The following is a 16,029-nucleotide window of genomic DNA, read 5'->3' as shown; positions in this document are numbered from 1 at the left end:
TGACTGTACATGTTTATCAGAACCAAAGCAGTCGGTTCTATTTCCATCACCTCCAATGTCATTATTTTAAAAGCTAAAGCCCTTTGCTGAAAAATCTAATATTCTATAATTCACCGATTACACTTCGACGTGTTTGGGAAAAGCCACCCCGCCTAATTCCTAAGTCTATTATTGCTTAATAGCATTGTAACTATGAAAAGGCTAAAAACCATTGCTCCCCATAATTTTTAATGTGACCCATCAAAACTCACCAACAAGAGCAGCCTCTCCCATATTGATTATTATAATAACCCGAGTTCGATTATAAAAACAGAGCTAATTGATCGTCTTTCTCCAAATCATATTTTATAGAAGGTTTTTTAGCAAAGAATGAATATGCGATAAGAGCGGCGATAATATTGGAGATAAAATTTTCAAAACTTCTGTGCCTAGAATGTTCAATTTGGCACATGTTTTTTAGTTCATCATTTACCGTTTCAATAACTGATCTTTTTCTCAATAGAATTTTGTCTTTTAACTCCATCAAGGTGTTTTTTATATTATTTCTAATACCTGTAATAAGATGAAGACCATCTATAAAAAGGAGTTCTGTTAATGCTTTTGAGACATAACCTTTGTCGGCATATAATTTTCCTTTAATTGCTTGAATAAAACTTTTGTTTTTTAGAGGAGCTCTATCATCAACACTGACCTGGGTGATTACAAAGTTCAATATTTCTCCTTTGTCATTGATAATCAGATGTAATTTGAAGCCATAAAACTATCTCATTGTACTTTTCCCAGTTGTAGCAATACCGTTGAAAGTTTTATTATTTCGAATTCTTTTGTTCTTACATGCTCTGATAGGGGTAGAATCTATAAAAGATATTCCAGTAATTTCTCCCATACGGCAGGTCTTTAATAATAAGGTCATCGGTAAAGTAGATTGTTGCATTAGTTCAACAAAACGAGTATAAGAAACTGTTGCAGGAAAATAAGATTGCATATGTTTTTTGACATAAACAAGATAGAAATGTTTCATGTTTCTAAATTGTCCAAAATGAAACAAAACCATAATAGTTATAACTTCACTTGTTGACAAAATAGGTTTCCTTTTTGGCTTGTTTCCTAAAGTGTAAGAATTCATTGTTTTGAAAAATTCAGAACAAAAATCATCTGCTAAATAAAATATTTCGGTAATTTTGTCACTGGAGATATTCATGAGTTTTATTGTTAATTGTTTGATTATCAGTCGCAAAGATAATAAATACTCATGAATTCTCCTAATATTTCGTGTAGAAAACTCACTGTTATATTCTCATTTTCAGACGCTTAAAATCCGAACTCAGGTTAATAACTATCAGAAATAAGTGTAGCAAGGAATCTGTTACATTTGTTAGGGCGATGCTGTCTTTGATATATATTATTGAAATACAAATATAAAAGCAAAAAAAAGGCTCGCAAAACGAGCCTTTTGTAAATATATAGTATCATTAATTATTTTAGGATTAACTTGGAAGTAGCTGTGTAACCTCCTTGGGATTCTACACGATATAAATAAACACCTCTGGGTAATTGACTTAAATCTAGAGTAACTTCACTTTCACCTCTAAAATTTTGTTCAAAACTCAAGGTTCCTAACGCATTATAAATCTCTATACGACCATCATTAAGATTTAATTCTTGAAGATTTACCTTAATAAAATCATTGGCAGGATTCGGATATACCATAAGTACACTGCTATTTAAATCATCATCAATCCCAGTAATATCACTAAAAGCAACAGTAAATGAAAGACTATCGTTTTCATTAGCTATATTGAAATATTTATATCTTATAATAGTATTTCCATTCTGCTCATTAGGAGTATAATGAGACGTAAAAGGTTCTCCTGGAATGGCCATTTCACCTGCTCCCAGCACATATTCCTTAGTGGTTTCGTCACCAGTTGGAGGCAAACAAACACCTAAAGCACAAAAATAATTTACCGAACCACTTACCTCTTCAATTACTTCCTTTCTACAACGAAGTGACATCACTTGATCTGTATTATTCTTAACAAACAGTTCTGGTGATACAATCTCAAAAGCGGATAGGTCAGTCACAGGCAGCTCAATAAAATCACCATTTACTACTTCAATATTGTGATGATCAAACAGCTGTATTGGCGCAGAAGATGGAGAGCCCACAAAAGTATAAGTTACAGAAATGGTATCATTCAAATTATCTACATCAAAGTAAGTATAGCGCATAATAGCATTTCCTAAAACCTCACCTGGTTGATAATGAGAAGTAAATACCCCTGCATTGCCAATTTGCTCGCCAGCAGGAATTAAAAAAGGCTCAGGAGTCTCCATTGTTCCTGGAGCAAAACAGCTACCAAGTCCGCAAAAGTAGGTCGAAGTATTTTCAGGAAGACTTATTTGCTCCACTCGAATTTTTACAGAGATATCATTTGCAGAGATGTTTTTCACAAACAACTCTGGTGATACAGTTTCCCATTCTGCAAAATCAACGAACACATGATGCTGCTGACCATTAGCAAATTCGACACCTTCATCACTAAATAATTGTAAACTTCCTTGTCCTAATAAAAAGGTGGCCTGAAGAAATAAGGCGTAAAAGAGTAGTGTTTTTTTCATCGATAATTATTTAAATTTTTAATATTTCTTGATTTGGCTGTAAAAATAAACAAAAAACATATTAGTCTTCATCAAGAATACAATATTTTTTTTAAAAAGTTGCTCATACTTATGTAATTATTTTAAAAAGGTATGTGAATTTAGAGTTTTTAATTATCCAATAATAGCGATTATCTCCTATATTTTCATCAAAAAAACATAATAAATACTTAAATCTTGGCTCGCAAATATTTCATCAATAATTAAATATGTATATTTGAGGATAAATTAATTTTAACAAAAACCTTTAATTATGAAAAAAATCTTTACACTCTCACTATTATTCATTGTAATGGGCCTTTGGACTGTTCAAGCACAAAGAGCTCCACTCAATGAAATTACAAGAAACCTTGTAGTAGTAGAAATAGGAACAGGAACCTGGTGCCAATATTGTCCTGGAGCAGCAAATGGAGCTGATGATCTGGTTCATTTCGACCATCCAGTAGCTATTATTGAAAATCATAATGGAGATTCGTATACCAACGATTATTCCAATGCAAGAAACAACTTATATGCAATCACAGGATATCCAACTGCCAATTTTGATGGTGGTTCACCTGTAGTAGGAGGAGGTGCTGCTGGCTCTAATATGTACAATTCTTATGTACCAAAAGTAGATCAAAGCATGGGCACTCCCACTTCTTTTAGTTTAGATTTCTCCTATACTGACAATGGGGACAACAACTTTACGGCTACAATCAATATTTCTAAAGTAGCAGATTATAATAATGATGTTGTACTTCATCTTTTCCTTACAGAGTCGAATATTCAACAAAATTGGCAAGGAATGACTGAGCTACATTTTGTAAACCGGTTAATGGTCCCTGATCAAAACGGAACAGCTTTAGATTTTTCAGCAGGAAACGAAGTGGTAAAAGAACTTAACTTTGATTTAGATGCCTCATGGGTAAGAGACGAATGTGAAATAGTAGTTGCTGTTCAAGATATGGGTACAAAGGAAATATTAAATGGAGCCAAAGCACCATTAGTTCAAGCCGAATTTGATTATGATGTTTCAGTACCTAGCGTTGCTTTTCCAGTTGGAAATGTATGCGGCAATCAGATTACCCCCACTGTGATGATTAAGAATTATGGCGGACAAATTCTTACTAGCTTGGATATTGAATATTTCGTTAATGATGGTGAAGCTTCAATTTATGAATGGATTGGTAATTTGGGTTACTATCAATCAAAGTCGATTGTCCTTCCTGAATATATTTTCGAACCTCAAGACAATAACACATTTGCAGTTGAATTACTCAACCCAAATGGCGAAGCTGACCAAAACCCAGATAATAATAGCAATGAAACTGAATTTGGCAAAGCAGATGAAGTATCTAAGACCATTGAAATGGAGTTATTCGTAGGCTCTTCATTTGGTTCTCAAATTTCATGGGCTTTTAAAGATGAAATGGGAGCAACTCTAGCTGAAGGTAGCGGTTATTCAAATAATGAATTGATTACCATGGAACTACCTATCGAAAGCTCTGGTTGCTATACTTATTACCTATATGATACCCAAGGAAATGGTTTTGCAGGAAACGGCTATTTAAAACTTAAAGATAATGGAACAGTATTTGCTTTTATCACTGATGAATTAGAAGCCATGTACGACATCCCATTTATGGCTGGTGACATCACTGGTATCGAATCTTCTAATGAATTTGTATCAGAATTTAAAGTCTTCCCAAATCCTTCTTCTAACGCTACTCAATTATCTTTTTACATGGAACAAGATGCAAACATATCAGTAGAAATTTATAATAGTACTGGTGTCGAATCACTATTAATCCCTGTTCAAAAATATGCAGCTGGAATGCAAAATCTTAGTATCAATACTTCTTCTCTTGAAAATGGAATCTATTTTATCCAATTAAATATTGATGGAAAAATACATATTGAGAAATTAAGTATCCTAAAATAATAAACATTTTGTAAATTTATCGAAACGCCTAATCACTTAGGCGTTTTTTTTATAATCAATAATTACCTTAATTAATTTTTTTGCAAAGTTTGTACAAGTTTATAATATATTTATATTTGTCCCACACTAATCAAATTACACAAACATGAAAAGAAATTTACTTTTATTATTATTAATGGTTGGGATTGGACAAGTTTTCTCTCAAACCATAGTCAGTACAGATGCCGAAAATAAAAAGGTTATCTTAGAAGAATTTACCGGAATACATTGTGGGTATTGCCCAGATGGACACCGATTAGCAAATTTAGTAGCAGAAGCCAACCCTGGGAATGCATTTCTAATCAACATTCACACTGGAAGTTTCGCAACCCCTGGCGCCGGTGAACCAGATTTCAATACTGAATGGGGTGCGGCAATTGCTGGTCAAACTGGTTTAACTGGCTACCCTGCTGGAACAATAAACAGACATTTATTTCCAGGAATGCAACAAGGCTCTGGTAGTGCAATGAGTCGTGGTGATTTTGCCACAGCTGCAGGAATGGTTTTAGCAGAAGCCTCTTACGTTAATTTAGGAGTGGAAGCCTCTGTTGATTTTAGCGTAACACCTGCTCTTTTAACAGTACACGTTGAAACATATTATACTGGAACAGATGCTCCACCTACCAACAAATTAAATGTTGCCTTGGTTCAGGATAGTATTTTAGGTCCACAATCTGGCATGGCAGCTAACCCTGATTATGTAGTTGGAGATCAGTATTTACATATGCATGCGCTACGCCACATGTTAACAGGACAGTGGGGTGATGATATCACAACTACAACACAAGGAACTTTTGTTGATAGAACCTATACTTGGGAAATTCCTTCAAGCATTAATGAAGTTATTTTGAATCCAAATCAACTTAATATCATTGCTTTTATTGCAGAATCTGAGCAAGAGATTATTAGTGGTAACGAATGTCATGTTGAAGTCATTCCTCCAACAACACAAAACGATTGCGATTTAATGGGTACTACAAATATTCCAGAAATCATATGTGGTGAAGGACTTGTTTCTCCAATTATCAATGTATTGAACAAAGCTGGAAACCCAATTACTTCCATGGAAATCACCTATGATGCGAATGATGGTACTCCAATGGTTTACAACTGGACAGGAAATATTATCTATTATGCAAATGAAGAAATCACATTACCTGAACTTTCATTCCCTGTAGAAGCTACAAATACAATTAATATCACTGTAACCAAAGTGAATGGTGAAACGGATCCTGATCCATCAAATAATTCCATAACTGGCACTACTAATGAGGCATCAGAAGTGGTTAATGTTACCTTAGATTTAAAGACTGATAATTACGGATCAGAAACTACTTGGCAATTAAAAAATGAAGAAGGAGATGTATTATACAGTGGTGGTCCATACACAGATGCTAGTGTATTGGTTGAAGATCAAACAGCATTCGATTTACCTGTCGCTGGATGTTATACCTTTGAAATCCATGACTCTTATGGAGATGGTATGAACGCAGGTTATGGTGTTGGATATTATAAACTATATACTGAAGGTGAATTATTTTTAGAAGGTGGCACATTCGGCTCCGTTGATATTGCTCCATTTAATAATACAATCTTTGACGGCCTTGAAACTGATATTTATTTTTCTAATTTAAATATTTATCCAAATCCAAGCACTGGCCTTATAAACATTAATAATATGGAAGGTGCTCAAATTTCAGTGATGAATATTGTTGGTCAACAAGTAATAGAAATTAATAACGCTAGTCATCATCAACAAATCAATCTCTCTGATTTAGACAATGGTTGTTATTTAGTTAGAATTAAACTCGACAATCAAATAAAAACACAAATGATCATTCTGAAAAAATAATATTTCAATTTGAGTTTTAGATAAAGTCATACTGAAATTCAGTGTGGCTTTTTTTTGACTCCTCAATAAAAACTCGAATAATAATACATGAAATGGATTTTTATTCATTTATGTGCAATAAAATCAAATTAAAGAAAAAAATGATGACAAATAAGGACATTAGATAATATGCAAATCAAATAGGAGGTTTACAAAACTCAGGAAATTAGCGGTATATCTAAGATTCCATCAAACTTAAATAAATATTTTATAAAGTTACGAGCTGTTTATAATATTTTTATATTTGTTTTTTATTAATTCTTAAACTCAAACTATGAAAAACCTTTTACTTTTTAGTTTCGCTGTACTTATCTCATTAAGTCAACTAAACGCACAATCAATTGTCGGAACCGACCCAGAAAACAAAAATGTAGTCCTTGAAGAATTCACTGGAATCCATTGTGTATATTGTCCAGAAGGACACGTTATTGCTCAAGGAATTCAAAATCAACATCCAGAAGATGTTATTTTGATAAATATTCATCAAGGGAGTTTTGCTAGTCCAAGTGGAAACGAGCCAGATTTCCGTACCGAATGGGGAAATGCTATCGCTGGTCAAACTGGCCTAACTGGTTATCCATCAGGCACCGTTAACAGACATATATTCTCAGGTGGAAATACCGCTCTAGGTAGAGGCTCTTGGACAGGTGCTGCCAACACAATTCTTGGCCAATCAAGCTATTTAAATGTAGGCTGTGAAGCTTTCTGCACAGATGATGGACAATTACTAGTAAATGTAGAAGTTTATTATACAGGCGATAGCCCAGAAGCATCAAATTTCTTAAATGTTGCTATTCTACAGAGTCATATATTTGGCCCACAAACTGGTGGAGGAGCTGGGAATAATTATGAACATATGCATATGCTGCGCCATTTGATTACAGGACAATGGGGAGAAGAAATTTCTGAAACTTCAGAAGGTTCTCTTTATACTACAACATTGAGTTATCAAATTCCAGATGATTATAACGATGTTCCTGTTGTACTAGAAGACTTAGACATTGTTGCCTTTGTAACAGAAACACATCAAGAAGTTGTAAGCGGCATTAAAGGTACTCTAACCTTTGAAGCAGCCAATGATTACGATGTAACAGTTAGTGAAGTATTATACCCTATCGGAAAAGCTTGTATTGGGGATTTAGCACCACAAATTGAATTAGCAAATTATGGTGCGATTAACCTCACATCTGCTGATATAGAGTATAGTGTCAATGGTGGTGAAGTATATAATTACGAATGGACTGGTGAATTAGAATATACAGATACCGAAACCATTACATTACCTGCTATAGCACTAGCTATGGAGGACAATAATGAATTAGTGATCACCATTTCAAATCCTAACGGTGTAGAGGACGAAAATCCTGCAAACAATACGACAAACGTTGAATTTGAAGCAGCACCTCAAACTACCAAAATGATTGAAATGCAATTATATGTTGGTTCTTCTTTTGGAAACCAAATTTCTTGGGATTTCAAAAACGGAAACGGTGAAATCATTGCAGAAGGTAGTGGATACTCCAATAATGACTTAATTACAGAGATGCTTCCTATTGTAAGCACCGATTGCTACACTTATTCAGTATACGATGCTGTTGGCAATGGATTTGCTGGTAATGGTTATTTGAAATTAAAAGATGATGGTGTATTATTTGAATATATTACCTCTGAATTAGAAGACGAAGTAAACATCATTTTCTTGGCTGGAGATCCAACCGGTATCCATACTAATTATGAGAAAGTCAATCATATCAGTATTTACCCAAACCCAACTTATAATAATGCTCAGTTAACATTCTCATTAGTGGAAAAATCTAATGTACAGCTTAGTATTTATAATGTAATAGGATCTTTAATAATGGAACTTCCAACGGAATTGTTAAATGCAGGTGAGCAAAATATTGAAATAAATACTACTTCACTTGAAGAAGGTATCTATTTTGTAAACCTCAATATCAATAATGAAATAATAACTAAGAAAATTACAGTTTTAAAATAATTCTTAGACAACTATTTTAGGTAAAAAGCCGTCTTGTGTGAGACGGCTTTTTATTTTTGAGCCAATGAACTTAAATAAATATTTTAAAAAGACCACATTGGTTTGGAATATTTTTATCTTTGTCAATTAATAATCATTATATCACACAACTATGAAAAATCTCTTACTCATTTTATTAATAACCATGGTCTCTTTAGGTCAACTTAATGCTCAAAGTATTGTTGGAACAGATCCTGAAAACAAGAACGTGGTTTTAGAAGAATTCACTGGCATTAACTGTGGTTACTGCCCTGATGGTCACGCCATTGCACAAGCCATCCAAAATGCAAATCCAGAAGATGTTATTTTAATCAACATACACCAAGGTGGTTTTGCAACTCCTAGCGGAAGTCAACCAGACTATCGAACACAATGGGGAGATGCAATCGCTGGCCAAACCGGACTAACAGGATACCCATCAGGAACCGTAAATCGTCATTTGTTTTCAGGAGGAAATACTGCCCTTGGCAGAAACTTATGGGCAAATTCTGCAACTCAAATACTTGGACAATCAAGTTACTTAAATGTTGGAGCAGAAGCTACTATTGTTACTTCCACACGACAGCTTGTTGTAAATGTAGAAGTCTATTATACTGGTGATAGTCCACTTTCAACAAACTTACTCAATGTGGCTTTGGTTCAAAATAATGTTATTGGATACCAAACAGGAAATAATAACTATAACCACATGCATATGTTGCGTCATTTATTAACTGGTCAGTGGGGAGAAGAAATCACAGAAACAACAGAAGGAAGTTTATATACGACAACTCTTTATTATGAAATTCCAGAGGATTACAGAGATATCCCTGCTGTTTTAGAAAACCTAGAAGTTGCTGCTTATGTAGCTGAAAATCATCAAGAAGTTATTAGTGGTACCATGGCTGAAATTTCTTTTGTTGAGGCTTTAAATGTGGACGCCGGAATTGTAAACACTAACGTTCCTCAAACATCTTGTGGTGAATCTATGTCTGCTGAAGTTACGATTATGAACTATGGAATGGATGAATTAACAAGTTTCGATTTTGAATATTCTGTTAATGACGAAGCTATTCAAAGCTATACTTGGACTGGAAATTTAGCACAATCAGAAACTGTAACTGTAAGTTTACCAAGTTTTGACATAATAGCTGACCAATCTAACGAGTTTAACCTTGTTATGAGTAACCCAAATTCATCTGAAGACGAACTTCCTCAGAACAACATGACTTCTGCAACTTTTGAAAAAACTGCGTTTTTACCTCAAGGATGCAAAGTAGCCATTTTAACAGATAACGCCCCGGAAGAAACTACTTGGGATATTAAAAATAGCGCTGGTGAAATCATAGCACAAGGTGGGCCATATAGCGTTACAAGCATATACTTAGAGCCATTTGAGTGGACAGGAAATGATTGTTATAAATTCTCTATCTATGATGCTGGTGGAAACGGATTAAATGGCGGATTTTACAGAATTGTAAACTCAAGTAACCAACTAATATGGGAAGGCACAACTGATTTCGGAACTGTTGGTTCAGCAGAGTTTGCATATGATGAAGTAATGGATATTAATTCCGTACCTGAACTTCACAAAGTGAGTGTTTATCCAAATCCAATAATCGGTACTGCACATGTTGAATTTACTTTACTTCAACAAAGTACAATTCAACTTGATTTATATAACCTCCTTGGAAAAAGAGTTATTCAAATCTACGAAGGTAGAATGCCACAAGGGTTAAAATCGATAAAGGTGAATACCTCAGACTTAGAAGAAGGTGTTTATTTTACAAGATTAAGCATTGATGGTTTAGTATATACACAAAAAGTCAATGTTCTGAAATAAAAACAAAAGTATATCAATACTGAGCCAACGATTAATCGTTGGCTTTTTTTATGCCATTTTTTTAATTCGAAATTGCAATTGATTTAAATTTTAATGAATATTTGTATCTTTATATAGAAAACAGAATCTTATCACTAACATTTCAATACAAAACCCATGAGTCAATCACTATATCCTTTTGAGTTTAAGCCTATTTTTAAAGAAAAAATTTGGGGAGGTCAAAGAATCAAAAACAGTTTTGGGTTTGATACTGGAGAACTAAAAAACTGCGGAGAACTTTGGAGCTTATCAGGATACGAAACAGAGCAGAGCACTATTTCTAATGGTTTTTTAGCAGGTAATGAACTCAATGATCTGATTGAGATTTATATGGATGAATTAGTTGGTGGAAATATTTATCAGCGATTTGGGAACACCTTCCCTATTCTTGTAAAGATTCTGGATGCTGAAGATTGGCTTTCTATTCAAGTTCATCCTGATGATGAATTGGCCATTAAGCGAGGTATGGAAGGTGGAAAAACAGAAATGTGGTACATACTTGAAGCTGATAAAAATGCGCAATTGATAGCTGGTTTTAGCCAAAAAGTAAATGAAAATGTTTATCTCCGAAAAATAGAAGAAAAGAAACTTTCTGAAATCATGAACTTTGAGGAGGTTAAGAAAGAAGATGTATTCTATATGCCTTCCGGAAGAGTTCATGCATTAGGTCCAGGTATTTTGTTGGCAGAAATACAGCAAACCTCAGATACCACCTACCGTATTTATGATTGGGACAGAGTTGACGAAAAGGGACAAGGAAGAGCACTTCACTTAAAAGAAGCCATGGAAGCCATCGACTTTGAGCTTTATGACAACTACAAAACTGAGTATCAAAAAAAACTTAACGAAACCAATGAAATCATCAATAATGACTTCTTCACCACAAATCTACTGGAACTAGATCAGGGGATTCAAAAAGACTATAGTGAGTTAGATAGTTTTGTTATTCTTTTGGCTGTGGAAGGTTCTTTTAATTATACCGACAAATTTGGGAATTATGGTTTTATAAAAGCTGGTGAAAGCCTTTTGATTCCTGCAGCCCAAGATAATATTAATATACTTCCTGATGGGAAATGTAAAATTCTTGAAGTATATATTATTGATGTAGAAGATTTGGATACAGGTAATTTGTAACCCTCCCTTTCAAATCTCGTCCAACATATTGAACTAAATAACTATATACATGGACATTCTCTTATCCATCTTGGCCATACTCCTCATGATTGTTGGCTTCGTAGGCGCTGTAATACCCATACTTCCGGGACCTATTATTTCGTTCCTAGGCCTCCTCTCTCTTTATTTTTTAGAAGACAAGCCTTTCGACGATCGGTTTATGGTAACATGGGGTACTTTTACTATCATTGTAACAGCAATAGATCAGGTAGTTCCAGTATTAGGCACTAAAAAAATGGGTGGTACCAAATATGGCGTAAATGGGAGCATTATTGGTTTAATTATCGGAGTATTTTTCTTTCCTCCCATTGGCTTAATTCTAGGACCTTTTTTAGGCGCTTTATTAGGGGAGCTGATTGGCGGGAAAGATATTAACCAAGCTACAAGAGCCGGATTTGGAAGTTTTCTTGGGTTCTTGAGTGGAACCTTTTTAAAGTTAATATTTAGCGGAATTGCTGCATATTATATCATCATTAATTTATCTTTCTTCAACTAGAACCATAATTCCTATTTATCATTTTCATGATTTATTCCTATCTTAGCATTCATGAAAAAATCGACTAAGATTAGCATCTATATATTAATTGGGATCAGTATATTTATTGGATTGACCTACCTATCATCTGGGCTTATTCTAAAAGGAATTTTACAGAAAAAAATAGAGAATCAGCATATTGCAGATATCTACAAAATCGAATTTAAAAATGCCTATTTTGATATTTTTAACATGGGGTTTACTGTAACAGGACTTGAATTAATTCCAGACTCCACAGAGGACATCATGTTAAATTATAAATACCACAAGCAAATAGCCCATATTAATATCAAGCGTGCTGCCATCACCAGCTTCGATATTCTATTATTTCTTCAGGAACAGCAAATAGACATCAATAAGATTAGAATCATAAAACCCCAAGTAAAACTTTATAAGAATAAAGACTTCATAAATAAAAAGGCCATCACACAAAAAGATAGTAGCAAACATAACTCAGAAACTACTATTGACTTAATCTCACTTGATGAGATTTTATTCAAAGATTTTAGTCTTGAATATTATATTACTTCCACCGAAAGACCAGATTTATACATTAAAAGCATCAATATTTCTCTTATAAATCCCGTTATCGATCATAAAAAATTCCCTGAAATTAATAAAGTTTTGACCATTGATGAGATCAAGATGAACATGCAAGGGATTTCATTCTTCGATAAAAATGGTTTATATGAGATAGAATTAAAAAATCTGATTCTAGATGATGAAAACTCAAGTGTCCTATTAAATAACTTAAGCATTTCTCCAAGATTAAGTAAAAAAGAATTCGCGAAGAGGAGCCCTTTTCAAATTGATAGATTCGATGGAAAAGTGAAGCAAATTAACATTAAGCAAATAGACATTGCTCAGTACTTAGATGATGGAGTATTAATCATAGATCATATAATTGTGGATGATGCAAATTTTGAAATCTATCGTGATAAAAACTTTCCATTTAACACTAATAATTTACCTAAATTGCCTCAACAAGCCATTCGCCATATCAAGCAAGCATTGGCGATCAATACTATTGATTTGACAAATGTAGATCTTGTTTATATGGAAACTGCAGAAGGTGTTACAAAGCCTGGGAAAATAGAGTTCAAAAACACTGAAGCTCATATCAGTCATTTTGGAAATACCAAGGATTGGCAATCTAGCCAAGAAATGAAAATAGAACTTAAAACTCAAGTTTATGGTAAAGGAAACCTAATTGCTCAATTTAATTTTCCCTTAGCAAGTAACACCTTTTATTTTTCTGGTCAATTAGCTAAAACACAAATGGATATTTTCAATGAAATGACCATAAATGCTGCAGGAATAAAAGTTAAAGAAGGTATTATTGACAAGATGAGTTTTGATGTGGTTGCCACTTCTACGAAAGCTACAGGTAACCTTGACTTATATTATCACGATTTAAAGATTGCCTTATTAAAAGATGAGAACGAAAACGGACAAGTAAAAGAAAAGAAAATGCTAAATTTTCTTGCCAATAATCTATTAGTTCCTGTTCAGAACCCCAATAAGAATGGACAGTTTTATGAGGCCAAGATTGATTTTGATCGCGTAAAAAACAAAGGCGTTTTAAATTATTTATGGAAAAGTATTTTCTCCGGGATTAAAGATACTTTCCTTAAAGATCATAAAGATGAACAATCATATTCAAAGAAAAATGCAAAAAGTAATTCTGGTTTATCAAAAAGAGAATTGAGAAAAAAAGCCCGTCAAGAAAAGCGTGACAAGAAAAACAATTCAAAATAATAAAGCCATAAATTCATTTATAAAAAAAGTGGTCAAAAAACATTTTGACCACTTTTTTTATATTAAGAGTTTTCTTACTCGTAGATTTTAGCTATAGCCTCACCTTTAACCACTCGCAAACCATTAAAAGCCAACGCTCTCATTTCATCCTCGCCCGGGTAAACATGAATAGGAGCCATTTTATGAACACGTTCACTGATCTTATTTACCATCCACTTACCATGTGCTACACCACCAGTAATGAGTATTGCATCTACATCGCCTTTAAGAACAGCATACATAGATCCAATTTCTTTACTCACCTGATAAGCCATGGCTTCATTTACCATTCTAGCCTTCTCATCTCCGTTCATCATCCTTTTCTCAGCTTCATAGGCAGAATTAGTTCCAAGGTAAGCTACCATTCCTCCCTCACCTTTGTTCATCTTCAATAATTGCTTCAAGGTATATTTACCACTAAAACAAAGACGAATTAAGGCACCAACAGGAAGCGTACCTGTTCGTTCTGGGGAAAATGGACCATCACCATCTAAGCCTTGATTTACATCGACAACACGGCCTTTTTCGTGAGCTCCAACAGTAATACCACCACCCATATGAACAACAATAAGATTCATATCTTCATAATTTCGAAGAACAGATTTAGCATGTTGACGAGCTACAGCTTTTTGATTTAAGGCATGAAATACAGAAACTCTTGGTAATTCTGGATGACCAGAATATCGTGCTAAATCGCATAATTCATCAACTACCACAGGATTGGCAATATAAGCTTTAGCATCGGGCAGGGATTTGGCTAAATCATCAGCTATTAACCCACCTAAATTAGAAGCATGCTCTGCTCCCATTGGACTATTGATCAAATCCTCTTTTAAGCGATCATTCACTTCGTACACCCCAGACTCGATAGGCTTAACCAAACCTCCTCGTCCAACTACTGCACGAACTAAATCCATTCTAATTTCAGCATCCTCAAGAATTTTGATGATCAAATCTTTACGATATTGGAACTGATCTGTAATTCTTTCAAAGGGCTCTAATTCTTCTGTAGTATGAACTATATTTTTAACTAAAACTGGAGATTCATCATCGTAAACCGCAATTTTTGTACTTGTTGAACCTGGGTTTATGGCAATGATTCTGATGCCTTGACTAATACTCATGTGAGCTTGTTTTGTTTTATAATTAAGGGTTTGCATAAAATACAAACCCGATTTTTTTCTTATGCTTGTAATGCAGCTAATGCGATGGAGTATAACTTTGTCTTCACACTATCGCCACGACTACTCAATACCGCAGGAACCTTAGCTCCAGCTACAATAGCTCCTTGTTCTCCACCAGCTAATTTAGTATTGGCTTTATAAAAAACGTTTCCAGATTCAATATTTGGAAAAAGAATACAATCTGCATTACCAGCTACCTCGCCACCTACTTTTTTAATTTCTGCGCTTTCTTTGTCAATGGCCAAATCAAGACTTAAAGGACCATCAACCCAAGCACCTTTTATCTGACCTCTTTCAGCCATCTTGGCCATTAAAGCACCATCCACACTAGCTTGCATCTTAATAGACACCTGCTCGGAAGCTGCTAAAACAGCTAATCTTGGTTTTGCAATCCCCAATGATTTAGAGGTTTTAATCAAGTAATTAGCGATAGCCAATTTCTCTTTCAATTCAGGCGCTGGAATAATAGCCACATCACCAACCACCAATAATTTATGATAATTAGGAGTTTCCATTACTGTAACATGGCTTAAAGTAGCTTTAGGAGGCATCAAACCTATTTCTTTATTCAGGATGGCTCTCATATACTGATCAGTACTCACCAATCCTTTCATGATTAAGTCGCCTTCTCCTTTATTGATGAGTTCACAAGCTTTAAAAGCAGCTTTTTGACCATCTGCCTCTTGAACCATTTTGAATTTATTAGGGTCAATACCTTCCTCTTCACAAATAGATTTCATTGTATCGATATCGCCTACTAAAATAGCATCAACAATGTCCATATCAATAGCAGTACTAACCGCACCAATTGTATGATGATCGTTAGCATAAGCAGCTACTAATACTTTCTTTTCCTTACCTTTAAGGACTTCGAACATTTGATCTAATTTCGTTAATTCCATGTTGTATCTTAATTTATTATTTGT

General features: G+C 34.2%; 10 protein-coding genes and 1 pseudogene. 7 read left to right on the top strand and 4 right to left on the bottom strand.

Annotated elements, in window-relative coordinates; genetic code table 11:
• Nucleotides 1–301: 301 nt before the first annotated feature.
• Together HNS40_RS12355 and HNS40_RS12350 are read right to left on the bottom strand one after the other, a co-directional pair.
• A pseudogene (locus HNS40_RS12355) lies at nucleotides 302–1,201 on the bottom strand (IS982 family transposase).
• Between the two features lie 275 nt (nucleotides 1,202–1,476).
• Nucleotides 1,477–2,622: a T9SS type A sorting domain-containing protein gene (locus HNS40_RS12350; protein ID WP_172281226.1), complete on the bottom strand. Its 1,146-nt coding sequence runs from the start codon at nucleotides 2,620–2,622 to the stop codon at nucleotides 1,477–1,479.
• Between the two features lie 292 nt (nucleotides 2,623–2,914).
• On the opposite strand from HNS40_RS12350, the gene HNS40_RS12345 reads away from it, so the two are divergent.
• The 7 genes from HNS40_RS12345 (at nucleotide 2,915) to HNS40_RS12315 (ending at nucleotide 13,880) form a co-directional block, all read left to right on the top strand.
• Nucleotides 2,915–4,585: an Omp28-related outer membrane protein gene (locus tag HNS40_RS12345; RefSeq protein WP_172281224.1), complete on the top strand. Its 1,671-nt coding sequence runs from the start codon at nucleotides 2,915–2,917 to the stop codon at nucleotides 4,583–4,585.
• A 145-nt stretch (nucleotides 4,586–4,730) separates the two neighbouring features.
• Entirely contained in the window at nucleotides 4,731–6,476 is a 1,746-nt protein-coding gene (locus tag HNS40_RS12340; RefSeq protein WP_172281222.1) for an Omp28-related outer membrane protein, read from the top strand.
• A gap of 313 nt (nucleotides 6,477–6,789) precedes the next feature.
• Nucleotides 6,790–8,514: an Omp28-related outer membrane protein gene (locus HNS40_RS12335; RefSeq protein WP_172281220.1), complete on the top strand. Its 1,725-nt coding sequence runs from the start codon at nucleotides 6,790–6,792 to the stop codon at nucleotides 8,512–8,514.
• A 151-nt stretch (nucleotides 8,515–8,665) separates the two neighbouring features.
• Nucleotides 8,666–10,375, top strand: a complete 1,710-nt coding sequence (locus HNS40_RS12330) for an Omp28-related outer membrane protein (RefSeq protein ID WP_172281218.1) — start codon at nucleotides 8,666–8,668, stop codon at nucleotides 10,373–10,375.
• 156 nt (nucleotides 10,376–10,531) lie between these two features.
• On the top strand, nucleotides 10,532–11,548 hold the full coding sequence (locus HNS40_RS12325) for a type I phosphomannose isomerase catalytic subunit (RefSeq protein WP_172281216.1): 1,017 nt from the start codon (nucleotides 10,532–10,534) through the stop codon (nucleotides 11,546–11,548).
• 49 nt (nucleotides 11,549–11,597) lie between these two features.
• Nucleotides 11,598–12,083, top strand: a complete 486-nt coding sequence (locus HNS40_RS12320; protein ID WP_172281213.1) for a DUF456 domain-containing protein — start codon at nucleotides 11,598–11,600, stop codon at nucleotides 12,081–12,083.
• Nucleotides 12,084–12,134: 51 nt separating this feature from the next.
• Entirely contained in the window at nucleotides 12,135–13,880 is a 1,746-nt protein-coding gene (locus HNS40_RS12315; protein WP_172281211.1) for a hypothetical protein, read from the top strand.
• A 74-nt stretch (nucleotides 13,881–13,954) separates the two neighbouring features.
• Here HNS40_RS12315 and buk read toward each other — a convergent pair whose 3' ends face one another.
• Both buk and HNS40_RS12305 read right to left on the bottom strand, forming a co-directional pair.
• Nucleotides 13,955–15,043 (bottom strand): butyrate kinase, encoded by a 1,089-nt coding sequence (gene buk / locus HNS40_RS12310; protein WP_172281209.1) that lies wholly within the window; start codon nucleotides 15,041–15,043, stop codon nucleotides 13,955–13,957.
• A 59-nt stretch (nucleotides 15,044–15,102) separates the two neighbouring features.
• Entirely contained in the window at nucleotides 15,103–16,005 is a 903-nt protein-coding gene (locus tag HNS40_RS12305) for a phosphate acyltransferase (RefSeq protein ID WP_172281206.1), read from the bottom strand.
• Nucleotides 16,006–16,029: the final 24 nt, after the last annotated feature.

The organism is Lentimicrobium sp. S6 (assembly GCF_013166635.1).
Lineage (GTDB): Bacteria > Bacteroidota > Bacteroidia > Bacteroidales > UBA12170 > UBA12170.
Note: the sequence above shows the minus strand (reverse complement) of the source record. Positions and strands in the feature narration are given on the sequence as shown.

Bases quoted from the DNA above. Each gene is read 5' to 3' on its own strand.
- HNS40_RS12305 (WP_172281206.1), bottom strand. From the start codon at position 16,005: ATGGAATTAACGAAATTAGATCAAATGTTCGAAGTCCTTAAAGGTAAG.
- HNS40_RS12335 (WP_172281220.1), top strand. From the start codon at position 6,790: ATGAAAAACCTTTTACTTTTTAGTTTCGCTGTACTTATCTCATTAAGT.
- HNS40_RS12315 (WP_172281211.1), top strand. From the start codon at position 12,135: ATGAAAAAATCGACTAAGATTAGCATCTATATATTAATTGGGATCAGT.
- HNS40_RS12325 (WP_172281216.1), top strand. From the start codon at position 10,532: ATGAGTCAATCACTATATCCTTTTGAGTTTAAGCCTATTTTTAAAGAA.
- HNS40_RS12350 (WP_172281226.1), bottom strand. From the start codon at position 2,622: ATGAAAAAAACACTACTCTTTTACGCCTTATTTCTTCAGGCCACCTTT.
- HNS40_RS12340 (WP_172281222.1), top strand. From the start codon at position 4,731: ATGAAAAGAAATTTACTTTTATTATTATTAATGGTTGGGATTGGACAA.
- HNS40_RS12345 (WP_172281224.1), top strand. From the start codon at position 2,915: ATGAAAAAAATCTTTACACTCTCACTATTATTCATTGTAATGGGCCTT.
- HNS40_RS12320 (WP_172281213.1), top strand. From the start codon at position 11,598: ATGGACATTCTCTTATCCATCTTGGCCATACTCCTCATGATTGTTGGC.
- HNS40_RS12330 (WP_172281218.1), top strand. From the start codon at position 8,666: ATGAAAAATCTCTTACTCATTTTATTAATAACCATGGTCTCTTTAGGT.
- buk (WP_172281209.1), bottom strand. From the start codon at position 15,043: ATGAGTATTAGTCAAGGCATCAGAATCATTGCCATAAACCCAGGTTCA.